This is a genomic window from Selenomonas sp. (assembly GCF_057272215.1).
The window spans coordinates 25665-41463 of the sequence record NZ_DBHIUY010000013.1 but is presented as its reverse complement, the minus strand read 5'-3'; the positions used below and the strand labels follow the sequence as shown (position 1 = coordinate 41463).

Sequence of the window (15799 nt, the reverse complement as noted above, 5' to 3'; positions counted from 1 at the left end):
CCATTATAACAATGTTACGCTATTTGGTCAACTGTTGCATTGTTCATAGATTACGGATGGATGCAGCATCGATCTTCTCATGGATGCGCAGTCCTTTCGTCGTTGATAAATCTTCGGTGTCGTTTGCGTCGGGTTTCTGCGGCTTTTATTGCGGCAGCGTCGTTTTTTTGCTATACTGCTATGTTGTATGAAGGGATGCAGCTCTAGTGCGCCGATGGAGCTTTTCGGCGAGTGGCGGAGCGTTTGAGAGATGGAAAGCAGGGAAAGCATTGCAGCAAAAGCGCAGTTATCGCAGGGTCGTGATCTTCGCCGCTATTTTGCTCGTCGTCTTCGCTGCTGCTGCGGCGGCGGTTTTTTTCGGCGGCGGTCTTGTGCGCCGCACGGCGGCGGATGGCATGATCGCAGGGCGCTCGGAGGTGCATGTGATGATCCTCGGCGTCGATAAGCGAAAGGACGATGTGGGGCGCAGCGATACGCTGATGGTCGCGACGGTCGATCCCGAGAGGGGGACAGCCGCACTTCTCTCGATTCCGCGCGATACGCGCGTCGCCATCGAGGGGGCGGGCTACGACAAGATCAATGCCGCTTATGCTTACGGCGGATACGAGCTGACGAAGAATACGCTTGAGCAGCTGCTCGATGTGCCGATGGACTACTATATTCTCATCGACGTACACGCTTTCGAGCGCATCATTGACGCTTTGGACGGCATCGACATCGACGTGGAGAAGCGCATGTATTACGAGGACCCTTGGGACGACGACGGCGGACTTGTCATCGACATCGATCCGGGGATGCAGCACATGACGGGCGAGAAGGCGATGCAATATGTGCGCTACCGCGACGCGGAGGGCGACATCGGGCGCATTCGCCGCCAGCAGAGATTCATGCGTGCGGTTTTACAGAAGGTGACTGCGCCCGAGGTCTTCGCGAAGCTGCCCGAGATCGTGGGCGAGGTGGCGAAGAGCGTCCAGACCGACCTCAGTGTGGGCGATATGATCGAGTTCCTGCAAGTGATGAAGAAGGTGCAGGAGGAAGGGCTGGCGGCGGAGATGGCTCCGGGCAGACCTGCATGGTACAAGGGTGTCAGCTATTGGCTTCCCGATGTCGTGGAGCTGCGCCGCATGGCGGCGCGTGCGGCGGGTGTGCCTTTTGCAGGCGACGCGGCGGATCGCGCCGCGTGTTATGCGGCGAAGTATAAGGACGAGCTGCCCGAGGGCTTTCGCTTTGACGAGGCGGAGCGAAAGCCTTCGGGCAAGGAAGCGCCGCCGACGGACGGCGAAGCGGCAAAGGTGCAGGAGAAGCCGAAGGATGAGACGAAGCCGCCTGCGCCGAGCGAGGTCGCCGTCACGGTCATCAATTCAAGCGGCATCACGGGCGTGGGTGCGGAGGTCGCTGCGATCCTGCAGACGAAGGGCTTCGTCATCCGCAGTGTGGAGACGGGCAAGAGGAGCGACCGCGAGCAGACGACGATTATGGCAGCCGGTAAGAGCGTCGATCTTTTCTATGGTATGCCGTTCCCCTGCGTTTTGATCGAGGGCGGCACGAAGGGCGAGGCGCTTGTGAATATCGGCAGAGATTATGGGAACCACGGATAAATTCAGCTGCCCATCTTCACGCATTTGCGCAAATTTAGGCGACTTCATTTTATCCGTGTTTCCTATATCAAGAGATAGAAGGATTGTTCAAATAATCGTTATTGCAGAGAGGGGGCTTTTGGTGAAGGTCATCGGTCTTGCTAAATCGTTTGGTGCAAGTGAGATTTTTCATGATGTATCGTTCGAGGTGCGCCGTGGCGAGCGCGCGGGTCTTGTCGGTGCGAACGGCGCGGGCAAGACGACTTTGCTGCGCTGTCTTTTGGGCGCGGAAGAGGCGGATGCCGGCTCGGTGCAGCTCGACGACGGCGCGGTGATCGGCTATGTCGAGCAGCAGGCGGCGTTCGGCGAGGGGACGCTCTATGAGGAGTTTCGCCGCGCTTTTGCCGATGTCATCGAGCTTGCGGAGCGGAAGCGGACGCTTGAGGGGGAGATCGCGTCTGCCGACGAGGAGAAGATCGCGCTCTATGGGCGTGTCGTCGATGCGTTCGAGCGGCTCGGCGGCTATTCGTTTGAGAGCCGCATTCGCCGCGTCGCTTTCGGTCTGGGGTTTACGGAGGAAGATTTCTCGAAGGATGTGCGGCATTTCTCGGGCGGGCAGCGGACGCGAATATGCCTTGCGAAAGCGCTTTTGCGCGAGCCGGACTTCCTTTTTCTCGATGAGCCGACGAACCATCTCGACATCAAGATGATCGAGTGGCTTGAGGGTTTTCTCGCAGACTATGCGGGCGGCGTGCTTTTGATCTCGCACGACCGTTTTTTCCTCGACCGCGTGGCGACGCACATTCTTGACCTTTCGGGCGGCACGGTGACTTCGTATGCAGGCAATTATACGTATTTTCAAAAGGTGTATGCCGAGCGGCAAAAGTCGCTTCTCGCCGCCTATGAGAAGCAGCAGGAGCATATCCGCCGCACGGAGGAGTTTATCCGCCGCTACCGCGCGGGCGTCAAGGCGAAGCAGGCGCGCGGGCGCGAGAGCCGGCTGCGCCGCATGGAGCGCATCGTTCTCGCGCCGGAGAAGGCGAGTTTCAGCTACTTCGCCTTTCATCCGCCGGCGGAGTGCGCCGAGCGCGTGGCGGAGCTGGAGGATGTGACGTTTTCTTTCTCTGACCGCGCGGTGTTTTCGCATCTGTCGCTGCTCGTCCGAAGGGGCGACGGCATCGCTGTCGTCGGGCCGAACGGCGCGGGCAAGACGACGCTCCTGCGCGTGCTCTTGGGCGAGCTTGCGGCACAGGCGGGGCGCGTGAAGATCGGCAGCCGCGTGAAGATCGGCTATTTTTCGCAGCAGCACGAGGGGCTGCATCCTGAGAATACTTTGGTCGGCGAGCTGAACTACGATTTCGGCATCGCAGAGGAAGAGGCGCGCAAGTATCTCGGCGCGTTTCTCTTCTATGGCGACGAGGTGTTTCGCCGCATCGGCGATCTTTCGGGCGGCGAGCAGGCGCGGCTGGCGTTTTTGAAGCTCATGCTGACGGGCGCGAATTTCCTCGTGCTCGACGAGCCGACGAATCATCTCGACATTCCTGCGCGAGAGGCGGTCGAAGAGGCTCTGATGGCGTTTCCGGGCACGTTTGTCGTGGTCTCGCACGACCGCTATTTCCTCGACAAGGTGGCGAATACGACGGCGGAGCTGGCGAACGGCACGCTCTGCGCGTATGAGGGGAATTACAGCTATTACCGCATGAAGAAGGAAATTGAGGAGAAGGAAGCGGCGGAAACTGCTGCGGAAAAGGCGGGCGCGAAGGCGAAAAAGGCGGCGAAAGCGGATGCAGCTTCCGCCGCGCGGCGGGCGGCAGACGTGTCACGGACGCAGGCGGGGGCATCCGCAGGCGCGGCGGGCGGCGCAAATGCTTCTAAGACGGCGGAGGAAAGCGCCGCCGGCCGCAGGGAGCAGGAGCAGCGCCGCCTCGCTTCTCTGTCGGAGACCAGACGCACCGAGATGCTCGCACGCGCCGAGGCGGAGATCGCTATGGCGGAGGCGGAACTCAAGGGGCTTGAGTTCGAGATGAATCAGCCCGAGGTGCAGGGCGATCCCGAAAAGAGCGCGGAGATCGCCGCGCTCTATGCGGCGAAGGAGCAGGAGATCGAGGAGCGCTACGCACGCTGGGAAGCGCTCGCCGAGTAGCGCGGCGTACAGTGTGCCGCGCAGGAAAAGAGCCGCCAGACGGCAGGAGGTGCAGCATGGAAACGCTCGAAGGGACGGCGGAAGGCGTCGTCTTTGCCGCGCCCGAGGGGGGCTTTACGGTCTTTCGCCTGCGCCCTTCGGGGCGACGCGGTCTCGTGACGGTGACGATGAACGCGCCCGCGCCGCTCGTGGGGCAGGAGCTGACGCTTTCGGGCGAGTGGGTGCGTCATCCGCGCTTCGGCGAGCAGTTCAAGGCGTCGTCGTTTCGCGTCTCGGCGCCGACGAGCCTCGCGGGAATCGAGCGCTTCCTCGCGTCGGGCGCGATCGCGGGCGTCGGCGAGGCGATGGCGCATCGTCTCGTGCAGAGGTTCGGCAAGGAGACGTTGGAGATCATTGAGAAGAAGCCTTCGCGTCTGACGGAGATCGCGGGCGTCGGCAAGAGGACGGCGGCGAAGATCCACGCATCTTATATGGAGAAAGAGGAGCTTAGGGAGATCATGCTGTGGCTTGAGATGCACGGCGTGTCGGGCGCGTATGCGGCGCGTATCTTCGAGGTATACAGCTCGTTTGCCATCGAGGTCATGGAGAAGCATCCGTATCGTCTGGCGCGTGACGTCGCGGGCATCGGCTTTTTGACGGCGGATGCGATTGCGAGGAGCGCGGGAATCACTGAGGACAGCCGAGAGCGTATCGAGGCGGGGATCGGTCATGCGCTCCTCACTGTCTCGCAGCAGGGGCATTGCTGCATCCCTGCGCCCGTTTTGACGGAGCGTGCGGCGAAGCTCCTCGGCACGCCGACGGAGGAGGTGCGCGCGGTCTTGAAGGAGGCGCTCGCCGCCGAAAGGCTCGCCGCCGAGGATGTCGGCGCAGATACGCTCGTCTATCCGCCGTGGCTCTATCGCGCGGAGAAGCGCACGGCAGAGATCTTGTTCTTTTTGCAGCAGAAGGCGGCGGTGCTTTCTAGCGAGAAGGCAGCTGCCATCGTCGTTGACTGGGAGCGGACGGCGGCGATCACGCTTGCCAAGGAGCAGCGGGAAGCGGTCGCCGCCGTGCTCGATCATGCGGTGTTCGTCTTGACGGGCGGTCCCGGCACGGGGAAGACGACGGTCGTGCGCGGTATGATCGCGGTTCTTGAGAGTCAAGGGCTCTCGGTACTCCTCGGTGCGCCGACAGGGCGTGCGGCGAAGCGGCTCGCAGAGGCGACGGGGCGCAGGGCGGAGACGGTGCATCGTCTGTTGGGCGCACAGGGCGGCTCCGCTCCCGACGGCTCGCCCCTCTTCGAGAAGGACGCCGATGATCCGCTGGATGCCGACGCGATCATTCTCGATGAGGTGTCGATGATGGATATTGTGCTCATGGAGCATTTTCTCGATGCTGTGCCGGAGGGTGCGCGTGTCATCTTGGTCGGCGATGTCGATCAGCTGCCCGCCGTCGGCCCCGGGGCGGTCTTGAAGGATATTCTGCGCTCGGGCGCGGCGCCGAGCGTGCGTCTGACGGAGGTGTTCCGTCAGAGCGGCGAGGGTACGATCGTCTTGAACGCACATGCGATCAATCGCGGGCGTATGCCGCAGTTCTCGGCGGGCGGGGATTTCGAGTTTTTGGAGATACCCGATGAGGAAGCGGCGGCGCGGCGCATTGTCGCGCTCTGCCGCGATGAACTGCCGCGCGAGGGCTTTCGCTCCTTGACGGATGTGCAGGTGCTCTCGCCCATGCACCGCACGCCGTGCGGCGTTGACAATCTGAACCGTCTCTTGCAGGCGGCGCTCAATCCGCCCGCGCCCGAAAAGGCGGAGTTTCGGAACAGTATGCAGGTCTTTCGCAGAGGCGACAAGGTCATGCAGACGAAGAACGACTACACGAAGGGCGTCTTTAACGGCGATATCGGCTTCATCGCGGAAGTCTCGGCAGATGGCGTCAAAGTACGCTATTCTGAGGAGCTGACGGCGGACTACGCGCCGAACGAGCTTCGGATGCTGACGCTTGCTTACGCGATGAGCGTGCATAAGAGCCAGGGCAGCGAGTACCCTGTGATCGTGCTGCCGCTTGTCGCGGCGCATCGTATCATGCTGCAGCGGAATCTTCTCTATACGGCGGTGACGCGTGCGCGGCAGAAGGTCGTGCTGCTCGGCTCGAAAGCGGCGGTCTTTACGGCGGTATCGAACGACAAGACGCGGCGGCGCTACACGCTGCTTGCCGAGAGACTCGCAGGCGCGGGCGGCGAAAGCCCGCTGCTCTCGTGAGGTGCGCCGCGCATCTCGCCGCTCTCGGCGCCGCTCTCGCGTCCATCGTCTTTCCCGCGCACTGTCCGGCGTGCGGCGCGTATGTCGAGGAGCGCGGCGGCTGGTGCGCGGCTTGTCTTTCGCGCACGGTGCAGCCCCATCGTCTTGCGGTCAGCGCTGAAGCCTGCGCCGCGCTCGATGGCGCATGGGCGGTCGGCTCGTATGCGGGTGCGCTCGGGAAGCTGATCCGCGATCTGAAGTATCGCGGCAGGCGCGGTGCGCTGCCCTATATCCATGCGGCGCTTCTTGCGGCGAAATTGCCGCAGGCGATCGTATCTGCCGATCTCGCCGTATGCGTGCCGCTTCATGCGGAGCGAGAGAAGGAGCGCGGCTTCAATCAGGCAGAGTTGATCTTTGCCGCGTGGCTCAAGGCGCAGGGCATTTCTCTCGCTGCATGTTTGGTGCGAAGCCGCGCCACCGCGCCGCAGTACGGCTTGGGCGAGCGTGCGCGCATCGAGAACGTGCGCGGTGCATTCTCGCTTTCGCTGGCGGAAAAAGGCGGCGCACTGCTCGCAGGAAAGCGCATCCTGCTGCTCGACGATATCCTGACGACGGGGGCGACGCTCGGCTCTTGCGCCGCCGTGCTGCGAAAGGCGGGCGCCGCCTCCGTGTATGCACTGGCGCTGGCGAGCGATCGAAGCTAGGGAAGCGCGGATGCAATGAAGTCACGAAAAAGGGTCTTTGCACAAGCCGAATGAACTTGTGCAAAGACCCTGTTGTTTTCCGTGCATGATCGGATGATTTTAAGGAAGCGCCGATACATTCAGCCGCCCATTTTCATACGTCCGGGCGACATCATTTTATCAGCGGTTCCGTAAGAAGAGGAGCAGACCGTCCGTGATGTATTTGTAAATCTCCACTGAATCGCCGGAATATATGCCGGAAGCATTGCGAACAAATACGCCGCTTCTGTTTCCGCTGTGCATGCCTTGGTTTTCCATGCGGCTGTAATCGGAGGAAAATTTGCGGTAGGCGTACGGCTCGTCGCCGGAAGCTGCGTTGTACATGGCGAAGATGCCTGTGGACGCATCGTAGGAGAAAGCGACCCACTCGTCATCGTCGTAGTCGTCGATGAGCATGTAGCGGTTGCCGTAAAACGTCGAAGCGGAGGTCTTCGGCGACTTTTTGAGAACGAAATCGCGCAGACTGCCGTCACCGGGGACGGTCGATGTGTAGCTGGCGGGAGATGCTGCGATCGCATCGCCCCCTTCGTCGTCGAAGATTTCCAATGCGTCGGTGATGTAGCGGTCGAGCGTCCATGTAGCGCCGATATGGGAGATGTAGGCGCTGTATATGCCGTCGGGGCCTTTTTTGTAGATCGTGCTGTCGATGACCTGTCCGTTCATCAGCTCGTCCACCAAAAGCTCATCATATTCGAGAAACATCAGACGTTGGTACGGTCCCGCATGGTTGTAAAGCGTGAAGGTATCGCTCGCCTCATCGTAGTCGAAGTACGCATCCCACCCCGACTGCGCCCAGTCTTCAATCCAGTATTCGCCGCGCGGGCCGGAGCCAATGAGAGCCTGCGGCGGCATGTACTTCGTCAGCGTGTAGCTTCTGCCGTCGCTCGTATAGGATATGTCGGTTTGTTCAAGGTCGTAGCGCGCCGCCTGCACAGGCGTATTTGCCGTGAGGAGAAGAGCGGCGCAGAAAAAGGTGCAAAGCACAGCCTTCAGAAGAGAAGGGGCGGTGGGGTTCATAAAAAGTCCTCCTTAATTTGTCATTTGTCGTTGTGCTGCCATGACCGCATACGAGATGCAGGCGCGGGAGAGGAAATCCTTGCGTCGATCCAAGCGATCAACGCATAAGACGCTCTCGCCTCCGGCAGTCCAAACTTTAGGCGGGGATTCTTCGTTCCGAGGTTGGGGCTGACCGTTTATCGGCAGCATCTTTTGCTGTTTATGATATCTTGCTCAGAGGGTTTCGTCAAATCGTATCGTTGATGAGCCTACCCTTTCGCCACATGCGTATAAAACAGAGCGACGCCAAGACCGTAGCCTGTGACCATGAGGATCGCCATAGGCATCGCCGTATGGTCGCCGGCGATGCCATAGCGGACATTATACCTAAAAAGGCGATTAAAAGAACACGGCTCTTTCTTGTCATTTGCATGAAAACACTTCTTTCTTACGCGTTTCTCATGAAAATGCAATATTGTAGAAAAGTCCCAGCAGTCTTGAGAGAAACGAGGCGTATGCAATTTTCCGCTTGACGAAACCATTCTCCCAAAGTATAATAAAAAGCAAGAAGAGAGGCTCCGTCGGACTTCCAAATGAGGAATACGGCGGAAGCGTAAGGAACGCCCTCCGCCATTGGGGACAACAATCGGGTGGAGCTGATGATCGGAACTGACTCGGGAAGCGTGCGGTACGTTCGTACAAATCGATGGCTTTCAGCAGCCGCATCTTTCGCAGCCTGCGAAAGATGCACGATGCACACAGCACGGATCAAGCCGTTCTTGGTACCCTTGGGGAGGGCGTCCCGTCCAAGACCTCATCCCTTCATTTGCGCCGCATACTGCGGCGCTTTTTTTGTGCGTGCGTTACTTCTCTTCGCGGTAAAGGCGTGCGATTTCGCGCTTGGCGATCTTGCCGGTCGAGGTGCGCGGCATCTCGGGGATTTGGCAAAATTCGCGCGGCACCTTGTAGACGGCGAGATTCTTTTGCAGGAATTTCTTCAGGGTGCGCATATCGACTTCTTCGTTTTTCTTTACCGTATAGTAGCAGCCGCCCGCCTGTCCGCGAAGAGGATCGGGGATGGCGATGACGGCGGCGTCTTCGATGCCGGGGAAGGCGTAGACCAGCTCTTCGATTTCGCGCGGATAGACGTTTTCGCCCATGCTGATGATCATGTCCTTGATGCGGTCAACGATGTAGACGAAGCCATCTTCGTCCATGCGGGCGATGTCGCCCGTATGCAGCCAGCCGTCCTGTATGGTGCGTGCCGTCGCCTCGTCCTGGTGCCAGTAGCCTTTCATGACGGTCGGTCCCTTGACGAGCAGCTCGCCCGTCGTGCCGCGCGGCAGCTCTTTGCCGTCTTCGCCTGCGATGATGACGGCAAGCCCTTTCAAGGGTACGCCGATGGAGCCGGGGCGGTAGTGGCGCGGCGAGTCCATCGTGACGACGGGCGAGGCTTCGGAGAGCCCGTAGACTTCGTAAATCGTCAGACCGAACTTCTCGCGGTAGGCGTTGGCGATTTCCTGCGGCAGCGCCGTGCCGCCGATGCCCGTCAAGCGCAGGCTCTTCAAGTCGGCTTCTTCCGCCTGCCGCGTGAGGATGGCACAGACGGACGGCACGGCGTACATGACGGTGACGCTTTCTTCGCGGATGGCGCGGATCGTCTCCTTTGGCATGAAGCCGTTGACGATGACGATTGTGCCGCCGGCGGTGAGCGTCGCGAGGACGGAGCATGTCCAAGCGAAGCAGTGGTACATCGGCAGGACGCATAGCACTTTGTCATCGGCTGTGATGGCGTGGTGTTCCATGACCTGCTGCGCATTGACGCGCTGGTTTTTGTGGCTGAGCACAGCGCCTTTGGGAGCGCCCGTTGTGCCTGATGTGTAGATGATGACGCAGGGATTTTCTTCGGAAAAGACATTGGCGAGCTTCGGCGCGGGCATGGCGCTCGCGGGCTTTAAGACGTCCGAGAGCGGCAGTTGGCAAAGCTCGCCGCCGTAGCCTTGCTGTCCTAAGTGGGATTCGAGCGGCAGTTCTTTTTCCGTCACGAGATGACGCACGTCGGCGTCCTTGATGATGTAGGCGGCTTCGCGCACGCTGAGCTGGTAGTTGAGCGGCACGGCGACGGCGCCGAGAGAGTTCACCGCGAGGTAGGCGATGAGAAGTTCGGCGCGGTTATGGGAAAAGAGTGCGACGTGATCGTGCGCACGGATGCCTGCGGCGTAGAAGCGGTCGCGTGAGGCGCGAAGGGCTTCCCGCAGCTCGTCGTAGGTGATGCGGCGGCCGCGGTCGATGACGGCGATATCCTCGCCGCGCCCGTTTTTCAGAATCTCATGGAGTAGCATGGAACACATCCTTTTATCTCTTTCAAAACATTGCTCATAGCTGAATTTTAAGGCGTAAAGGTCTGCAAGTCAACTGAAATTCTCCGCGCTTCCTTGACAAAACAGGGGTTCAATGCTAAATTTAAGATAGTATTAACTTATGCCTTGGATAGTGGATGTTTATGCTTGTATCAAGGTGTGCGAAAAGGGGAGTGCGATATGAGGAAAATCTTTGCCTTGCTGCTGGCGGCGGTCATAGCGATCGCAGCGGCGGGGTGTACGACGAGCGGACAGGATAAGAGCAAGGTCGGCAGCGCGGAGCCGGGATCGGGCAATCGTAAGATCACGATGGGCTACTCACAGATCGGCGCACAGTCGACGTGGCGTGCGGCGCATACGGCGTCGATCAAGCAGGCGGCGGAGGATGCCGGCATCGATCTGCAGTTTTCCAATGCGGAACTCAAGCAGGAGAATCAAATCCGAGCGATTCGCTCCTTCATCGCACAGAAGGTTGATATCATCGCCTTTTCTCCCATCGTGGCGACGGGCTGGGATGAGGTGCTGAAGGAAGCGAAGGAGGCGAAGATCCCCGTGATCGTCGTTGACCGCGATCTTCAAACGAACGATGAGAGTCTCTACGTCATGCGCATCGGCACGGATTCCGTGCGCGAAGGCCGCGAAGCGTTCCGCTGGCTCGACGGCTACATGCACGAAAAAGGGAAAACGCCGCGCGACGGCGGTGCGAAGTTCAACATCGCCGAGATCAAAGGACCGACGGGAGCATCCGTCGTCGAGCGACGCGATACGGGTTTTCGCGATGAGATGACGTCGTCGCCGAACAAGGACAGATACGAGATCCTCGTTGCGCAGAATTCGACGTTCCAGAAGGACGGCGGCAGGCAGGTCATGACAGAGATACTCAAGCACTATCGCGACAAGATCGATATTCTCTTCGCGCAGAACGACGACATGGCGCTCGGCGCGATCGAAGCGATTGAAGCGGCAGGCTTGAAGCCCGGGCAGGATATCGTGATCGTTTCGTGCGACGGCACGCGCGCGATCTTCCAGGCGATGATCGAGGGCAAGAGCAACTGCACCGTCGAGGGCAACCCGCTGCAGGGACCGCTCCTCATGGAGATGGCGAAGAAGGTCTTGGCGGGTGAAAAGGTCGAGCGCACCGTCTTTGTCAAGGACAGCGTCTATCCCGCAGACATCGCGTCGATCGCGATACAGGAAAGGAAATATTGATGAAAAAGGGCGCGGCGTGAGGGTCGCGCCTTTTTCCTAACCTTGCAGGCGTTTTTGTGCGCCGCCCTTACATGAAAGCTGCCGATCCGTCCGTGCCCTGCGGGCTTGACTTCTCGGGGCTTCATGCTAAAATAGTAAGTAAGAGAATGGAAAGCTCTACGAGCTGGAGGAGGTTCACTTTTGCTTACGTTTTTGATGGTGCTTGATGCGCTTGTCGCCATACTCTTGATCGTTGCTGTCTTGGGGCAGGAGCCTAAGTCTGCGGGCATGGGCGGCTTCGATGGGGGCGGCGGCGATACGGTGTTCAGCGCGAAGGCGCGTGGCATGGATGCGCTTCTTGCGCGTGTGACCGTCGTCTTGGCGGTTCTTTTTGGCGGGATCACGCTTGTGATTGCCAAGATGACGATGTAGGGCAGCCTTTGGCGCAGGAGATCCGACGCGATTTTCTTGGCGGCTGCACATGCGGCGGACGCTCGGCGAAAAGGCCGGGCGTTTCTTTCTATTGCGGGAGAGGTGCGCGGGATTTCGGCGTGCTCTGCATGTCGGGAAAAGGGGGGCGGCGATGATCATCGAGGGGGCAGAGCCTTTTCTCTTGCCGGGCGGTTCGCACGGCGTGCTGCTCCTGCACGGTTTTACGGGTATGCCGCCGGAGCTTCGGCTCATGGCGGAAGCGCTCCATCGCGCAGGTCATACGGTGCTGTGTCCGCGTCTCGCCGGTCATGGCACCAGCCCGGAAGATATGGCGCATACGGATGCTGAGGACTGGTACGATTCGGCGGCGGACGGGTATGCGCTGCTGGCAGGCGCTGCGCGGCGGATCTCTGTCGTCGGACATTCGATGGGGGCGCTTTTGGCTCTTCGCTTGGCGGCGCAAAAGTGTGTCGAGAGCGTCGTGACACTCGCCGCGCCGATCTTCATCGACGAGGGACGCGGCATGAAGTATCTGCCGCCGCGCAGCGAATGCATCGGCAGATTTCACCCGAAGCTGCGCAAGTCTCTGCGCGATGTGCCGGAGTTTTGCAATATGACATACGAGAAGATGCCGCTTGTCGCCATTCATGAGATGGTCGGCTTCATCGAGCGCGTCAAGGTGCTTCTGCCGCGCGTGACAGCGCCGCTTTTGCTCGTCCATTCGCTGCACGATCATACGGCACAGCGTTCGAGTCTCAAGTACATCTATGACCATGCGGGCGCGGTGCACAAGGAAGTTTTGTGGCTTGTGCGCTCGGGGCATCTCGTGATGCTTGATGCTGAACGGCGGACGGTGTTTCGGCGCACGGCGGCGTTTTTGTGTGCGCACGGCGGTGTGTGAAAGAATGGAGAAGGAACTGGGAGAAATGAATGGAACAAAATGAATTGCAGGAGCGCATCGTGAGTTATATGCGCACAGCAGCGTACAAGCCGCTGACGGCGGAGGAGCTGGCTGGTGAAATGCCGCTTTCGGAAGCAGAGCTTGCACGCTTCCGGACGGCTCTGGAAGAGCTGGAAAAGACCGCGGCCGTCATCAAGACGCGCCACAACCGCTTCGGCGTGCCGGAGCGCATGAATCTCATCGTCGGCAGGCTCTCGATGTCGGCGAAGGGCTTCGGCTTCATCATCCCCGAGGTACGCGAGAAGGAGACGGACAGCGACATCTTCGTGCCGGGCGGCAGCCTCGGCGGCGCGATGAACGGCGATCGCGTCGTGGCGCGGCTTTCGCCGTCGGAGATTGCCGGACGCTCGCGCGAGGGAGAGATCATCCGCATCGTCGAACGCGCGAACGAGTGCATCGTCGGTACGTTCGAGGAGAGCCGTCATTTCGGCTTCGTGACGCCTGACGACAAGAAGATCGGGCAGGATATCTTCATCCCGAAGGGAGCCGTGCATGGCGCAAAGGCGGGCATGAAGGTCGTCGTGCGCATCACGAAGTGGCCGGCGGGCAGGAGGAACGCCGAGGGCGAGGTGGAAGAAATCCTCGGCCGTGCGGGTGAGCCGGGCGTCGATGTGCTTTCCGTCATGAGCCAATACGGGCTGTCGGAGGAGTTTCCCGCCGACGCAGCGGAAGAGGCGGCGGCAATCGAGGATGCCGTCGCGCCCGAAGAGTTTCGCGGCAGACGGGACCGCCGCAGCTTTCGCATCGTGACGATCGACGGCGAGGATGCGAAGGATCTGGACGACGGCGTTTACGCCGAGCGGCGTGCGGACGGCAGCTTCTTCCTCGGCGTTTATATCGCCGACGTCAGTTGGTATGTGCGCGAGAATTCGCCGCTCGACCGTGAGGCGCGTGCGCGGGGCACGAGCGTCTACCTCGTTGACCGCGTGATTCCGATGCTGCCGAAGAAGCTGTCGAATGGTATATGCAGTCTGAATGCGGGCGAAGATCGCCTCGCGATGGCATGTGAGATGGAGATCGGTGCGGACGGTCTCGTCAAGAGCTACGAGATCCTGCCCGTCGTCATTCACGTCTATCGGCGGCTGACCTATACGCTCGTCAACGAGATCTTCGCCGAGGGCGCGGACGCGGTGCGCGCGGAGAACGCCGACCTCCTGCCGCTTCTTACACCTCTTCGCGAGGTGCATGACGCGATGGAAAAGGCGCGTCATGAGCGCGGCTCCATCGGCTTCGACGTGCCCGAGATCAAAGTGAAGCTCGACGAGAGCGGCAAGCCCGTCGCGCTCATCAAGCGCACGGGATCGCTCGCGGAGTCGATGATCGAGCAATGTATGCTCGCGGCGAACGAAACCGTCGCAGAGCACATGGAGAAGAAGGAGCAGCCGTTTCTCTACCGCGTGCATGAGCAGCCGTCAGACGAGAAGATTGAGCGGCTCAACAACCTTTTGGCGACGTTCTCGCTGCATCTTGCGCCGAATGAAGCGGGCGAAGTCGCGCCGAAGGATGTGCAGCAAGTCTTGGAAAAGGTCAAAGGGCGGCCCGAAGAGCGCATCGTCAGCGCCGTCTCGCTTCGCTCGATGCAGCAGGCGCGTTATGCCGATCAGCCGCTCGGCCACTACGGTCTCGCCGCGCGTCACTACACGCACTTCACGTCGCCGATCCGCCGCTATCCCGATCTCATCGTGCATCGTCTCCTGCGCGAGACGTTCGCGACGGGCACGATTGCTGCCGAGCGTCAGGAACGCCTGCGGAGTATCCTTCCCGAGATCGCCGAGCATACCTCAGCGCGTGAGCGCATCGCCATCGAAGCGGAGCGCGAGACGCAGGATATGAAGAAGATCGAGTACATGGCGCAGTTCGTCGGCGACGCTTTCGACGCCGTCATCAGCGGCGTCACGGCGTTCGGCATCTTCTGTGAGCTGGACAACGGCGTCGAAGGTCTCGTCCATGTGTCGAGCATGGTCAACGACTACTACGAGTACCGCGAGGAGCTTTATGCACTCGTCGGCGGAGCGACGCACGTCTCTTACCGCCTCGGCGAGCCTGTTCGCGTCGTGCTTGTTCGCGCCAATATCGCCGAGCGCAATCTCGACTTCATTTTAGAGGACAACGGCGTATTCGTCGCTGCGAAGAAGCCCGAGGGCGCGAAAGCGGAGCGGGGCGGCTCCCGTAGGGATGAGGACGCGAAGAAAGGTCTGCGTTCGAAAAAAGGCAGGGGCAGAAAAGGCGCGAAGAAAAAGCGAACCGATGCGATCATCGCCGATGTGACGAGCGCGGCGCACGCGGAACCGACGGCTCCGACAGCGGCGGAGCAAGGCGCAGCGCACGGAAAGAAGGGCGGCAGACCGCACAAGGGGAAGAAGCTGCAAGGCGAGGGGCGCGGTGCGAAGAAGCCGGAAAGGTTCCACGCGGAAAGGCAGGGCGCTCTCGCCGACGAGTCGAGCAGCAGCCGCCCCAAGGCGTTTTGGATGAAACCGCCGAAGGACTTGCGCAAGCAGGGCAAGAAAAATGCGCCCAAGCCCGACAAGAAGCGGCGTCCGCATCATAAGACCGAGCGTGCGACGGCGAACAGCGATTGATGGGAGAAGCGGCAGCTTCGGCAGAAAGAACAGGGGGAAGCGATGGGACGCAAGAACGACGGCGTGAAGATCGTCGCGGAAAACCGCAAGGCGCGTCACGACTATTTCATCCACGAAACCTTTGAAACGGGGCTTGTGCTGCAAGGCACCGAGGTCAAATCTCTGCGTGCGGGAAGAGTGAACCTCAAGGACAGCTTCGCATCGATCAAGAATGGCGAGATCTTCGTGGAGAACATGCACATCAGCCCCTACGAGCAGGGCAATATCTTTAACCACGAGCCGCTCAGAAAGCGAAAACTCCTCATGCACAAGGCGGAGATCGTCAAGCTCTTTTCCAAAACGCGCGAGAAGGGCTTCACGCTCGTGCCGCTGAAGCTCTATTTCTCGAAAGGCAAGGCGAAGCTCGAACTCGCGCTTGCAAGCGGCAAGCATACCTATGACAAACGCCGCGACCTCGCGGCAAAAGCCGCCAAGCGCGACATCGAACGCGCCGTGAAGGATCACAGCAAGGGCAGATGAAGCAGGAAAAGAGATGGCGCGCGCCATCTCTTTTTGATATACTTTAGAGAGAAGTCTTTGCAAATACGAGGAGATGTTCAGA

At 60.2% G+C, this 15799-nt stretch carries 12 protein-coding genes; 9 read left to right on the top strand and 3 right to left on the bottom strand.

Annotated features, from left to right (window positions below; all coding sequences use genetic code 11):
* Positions 1-269 precede the first annotated feature (269 nt).
* The 4 genes from ACO5Z0_RS10855 (at position 270) to ACO5Z0_RS10840 (ending at position 6643) form a co-directional block, all read left to right on the top strand.
* Positions 270-1598: an LCP family protein gene (locus ACO5Z0_RS10855; protein WP_485650314.1), complete on the top strand. Its 1329-nt coding sequence runs from the start codon at positions 270-272 to the stop codon at positions 1596-1598.
* A gap of 121 nt (positions 1599-1719) precedes the next feature.
* Positions 1720-3720: an ABC-F family ATP-binding cassette domain-containing protein gene (locus ACO5Z0_RS10850; RefSeq protein ID WP_485650313.1), complete on the top strand. Its 2001-nt coding sequence runs from the start codon at positions 1720-1722 to the stop codon at positions 3718-3720.
* Between the two features lie 56 nt (positions 3721-3776).
* Positions 3777-5960: an SF1B family DNA helicase RecD2 gene (gene recD2, locus ACO5Z0_RS10845; protein ID WP_485650312.1), complete on the top strand. Its 2184-nt coding sequence runs from the start codon at positions 3777-3779 to the stop codon at positions 5958-5960.
* Positions 5957-6643, top strand: coding sequence for a ComF family protein (locus ACO5Z0_RS10840; RefSeq protein WP_485650311.1), 687 nt, complete (start codon positions 5957-5959; stop codon positions 6641-6643). Before recD2 ends, ACO5Z0_RS10840 begins: the two co-directional genes overlap by 4 nt.
* A gap of 159 nt (positions 6644-6802) precedes the next feature.
* Here the strand turns inward: ACO5Z0_RS10840 and ACO5Z0_RS10835 are convergent, their stop codons facing one another.
* From ACO5Z0_RS10835 to ACO5Z0_RS10825, 3 genes are all read right to left on the bottom strand, one after another.
* Positions 6803-7699, bottom strand: coding sequence for a hypothetical protein (locus ACO5Z0_RS10835; RefSeq protein ID WP_485650310.1), 897 nt, complete (start codon positions 7697-7699; stop codon positions 6803-6805).
* 248 nt (positions 7700-7947) lie between these two features.
* Complete coding sequence (locus ACO5Z0_RS10830) at positions 7948-8151, bottom strand: hypothetical protein (protein ID WP_485650309.1); 204 nt, start codon at positions 8149-8151, stop codon at positions 7948-7950.
* 390 nt (positions 8152-8541) lie between these two features.
* Positions 8542-10020, bottom strand: coding sequence for a class I adenylate-forming enzyme family protein (locus tag ACO5Z0_RS10825; protein ID WP_485650308.1), 1479 nt, complete (start codon positions 10018-10020; stop codon positions 8542-8544).
* Positions 10021-10218: 198 nt separating this feature from the next.
* On the opposite strand from ACO5Z0_RS10825, the gene ACO5Z0_RS10820 reads away from it, so the two are divergent.
* From ACO5Z0_RS10820 to smpB, 5 genes are all read left to right on the top strand, one after another.
* A complete protein-coding gene (locus ACO5Z0_RS10820) occupies positions 10219-11247 on the top strand; it encodes an ABC transporter substrate-binding protein (RefSeq protein WP_485650307.1) in 1029 nt (342 codons plus the stop codon).
* A gap of 195 nt (positions 11248-11442) precedes the next feature.
* Entirely contained in the window at positions 11443-11658 is a 216-nt protein-coding gene (secG, locus tag ACO5Z0_RS10815) for a preprotein translocase subunit SecG (RefSeq protein WP_442673564.1), read from the top strand.
* Between the two features lie 151 nt (positions 11659-11809).
* Positions 11810-12559, top strand: coding sequence for an alpha/beta hydrolase (locus ACO5Z0_RS10810; RefSeq protein WP_485650306.1), 750 nt, complete (start codon positions 11810-11812; stop codon positions 12557-12559).
* Positions 12560-12588: 29 nt separating this feature from the next.
* Positions 12589-15198 carry a ribonuclease R gene (rnr, locus tag ACO5Z0_RS10805; RefSeq protein ID WP_485650305.1) on the top strand — a complete coding sequence of 870 codons (2610 nt, stop codon included), beginning with the start codon at positions 12589-12591 and terminating at the stop codon, positions 15196-15198.
* A gap of 42 nt (positions 15199-15240) precedes the next feature.
* Positions 15241-15717 carry an SsrA-binding protein SmpB gene (gene smpB, locus ACO5Z0_RS10800; RefSeq protein ID WP_485650304.1) on the top strand — a complete coding sequence of 159 codons (477 nt, stop codon included), beginning with the start codon at positions 15241-15243 and terminating at the stop codon, positions 15715-15717.
* The last annotated feature ends 82 nt before the right edge of the window (positions 15718-15799 follow it).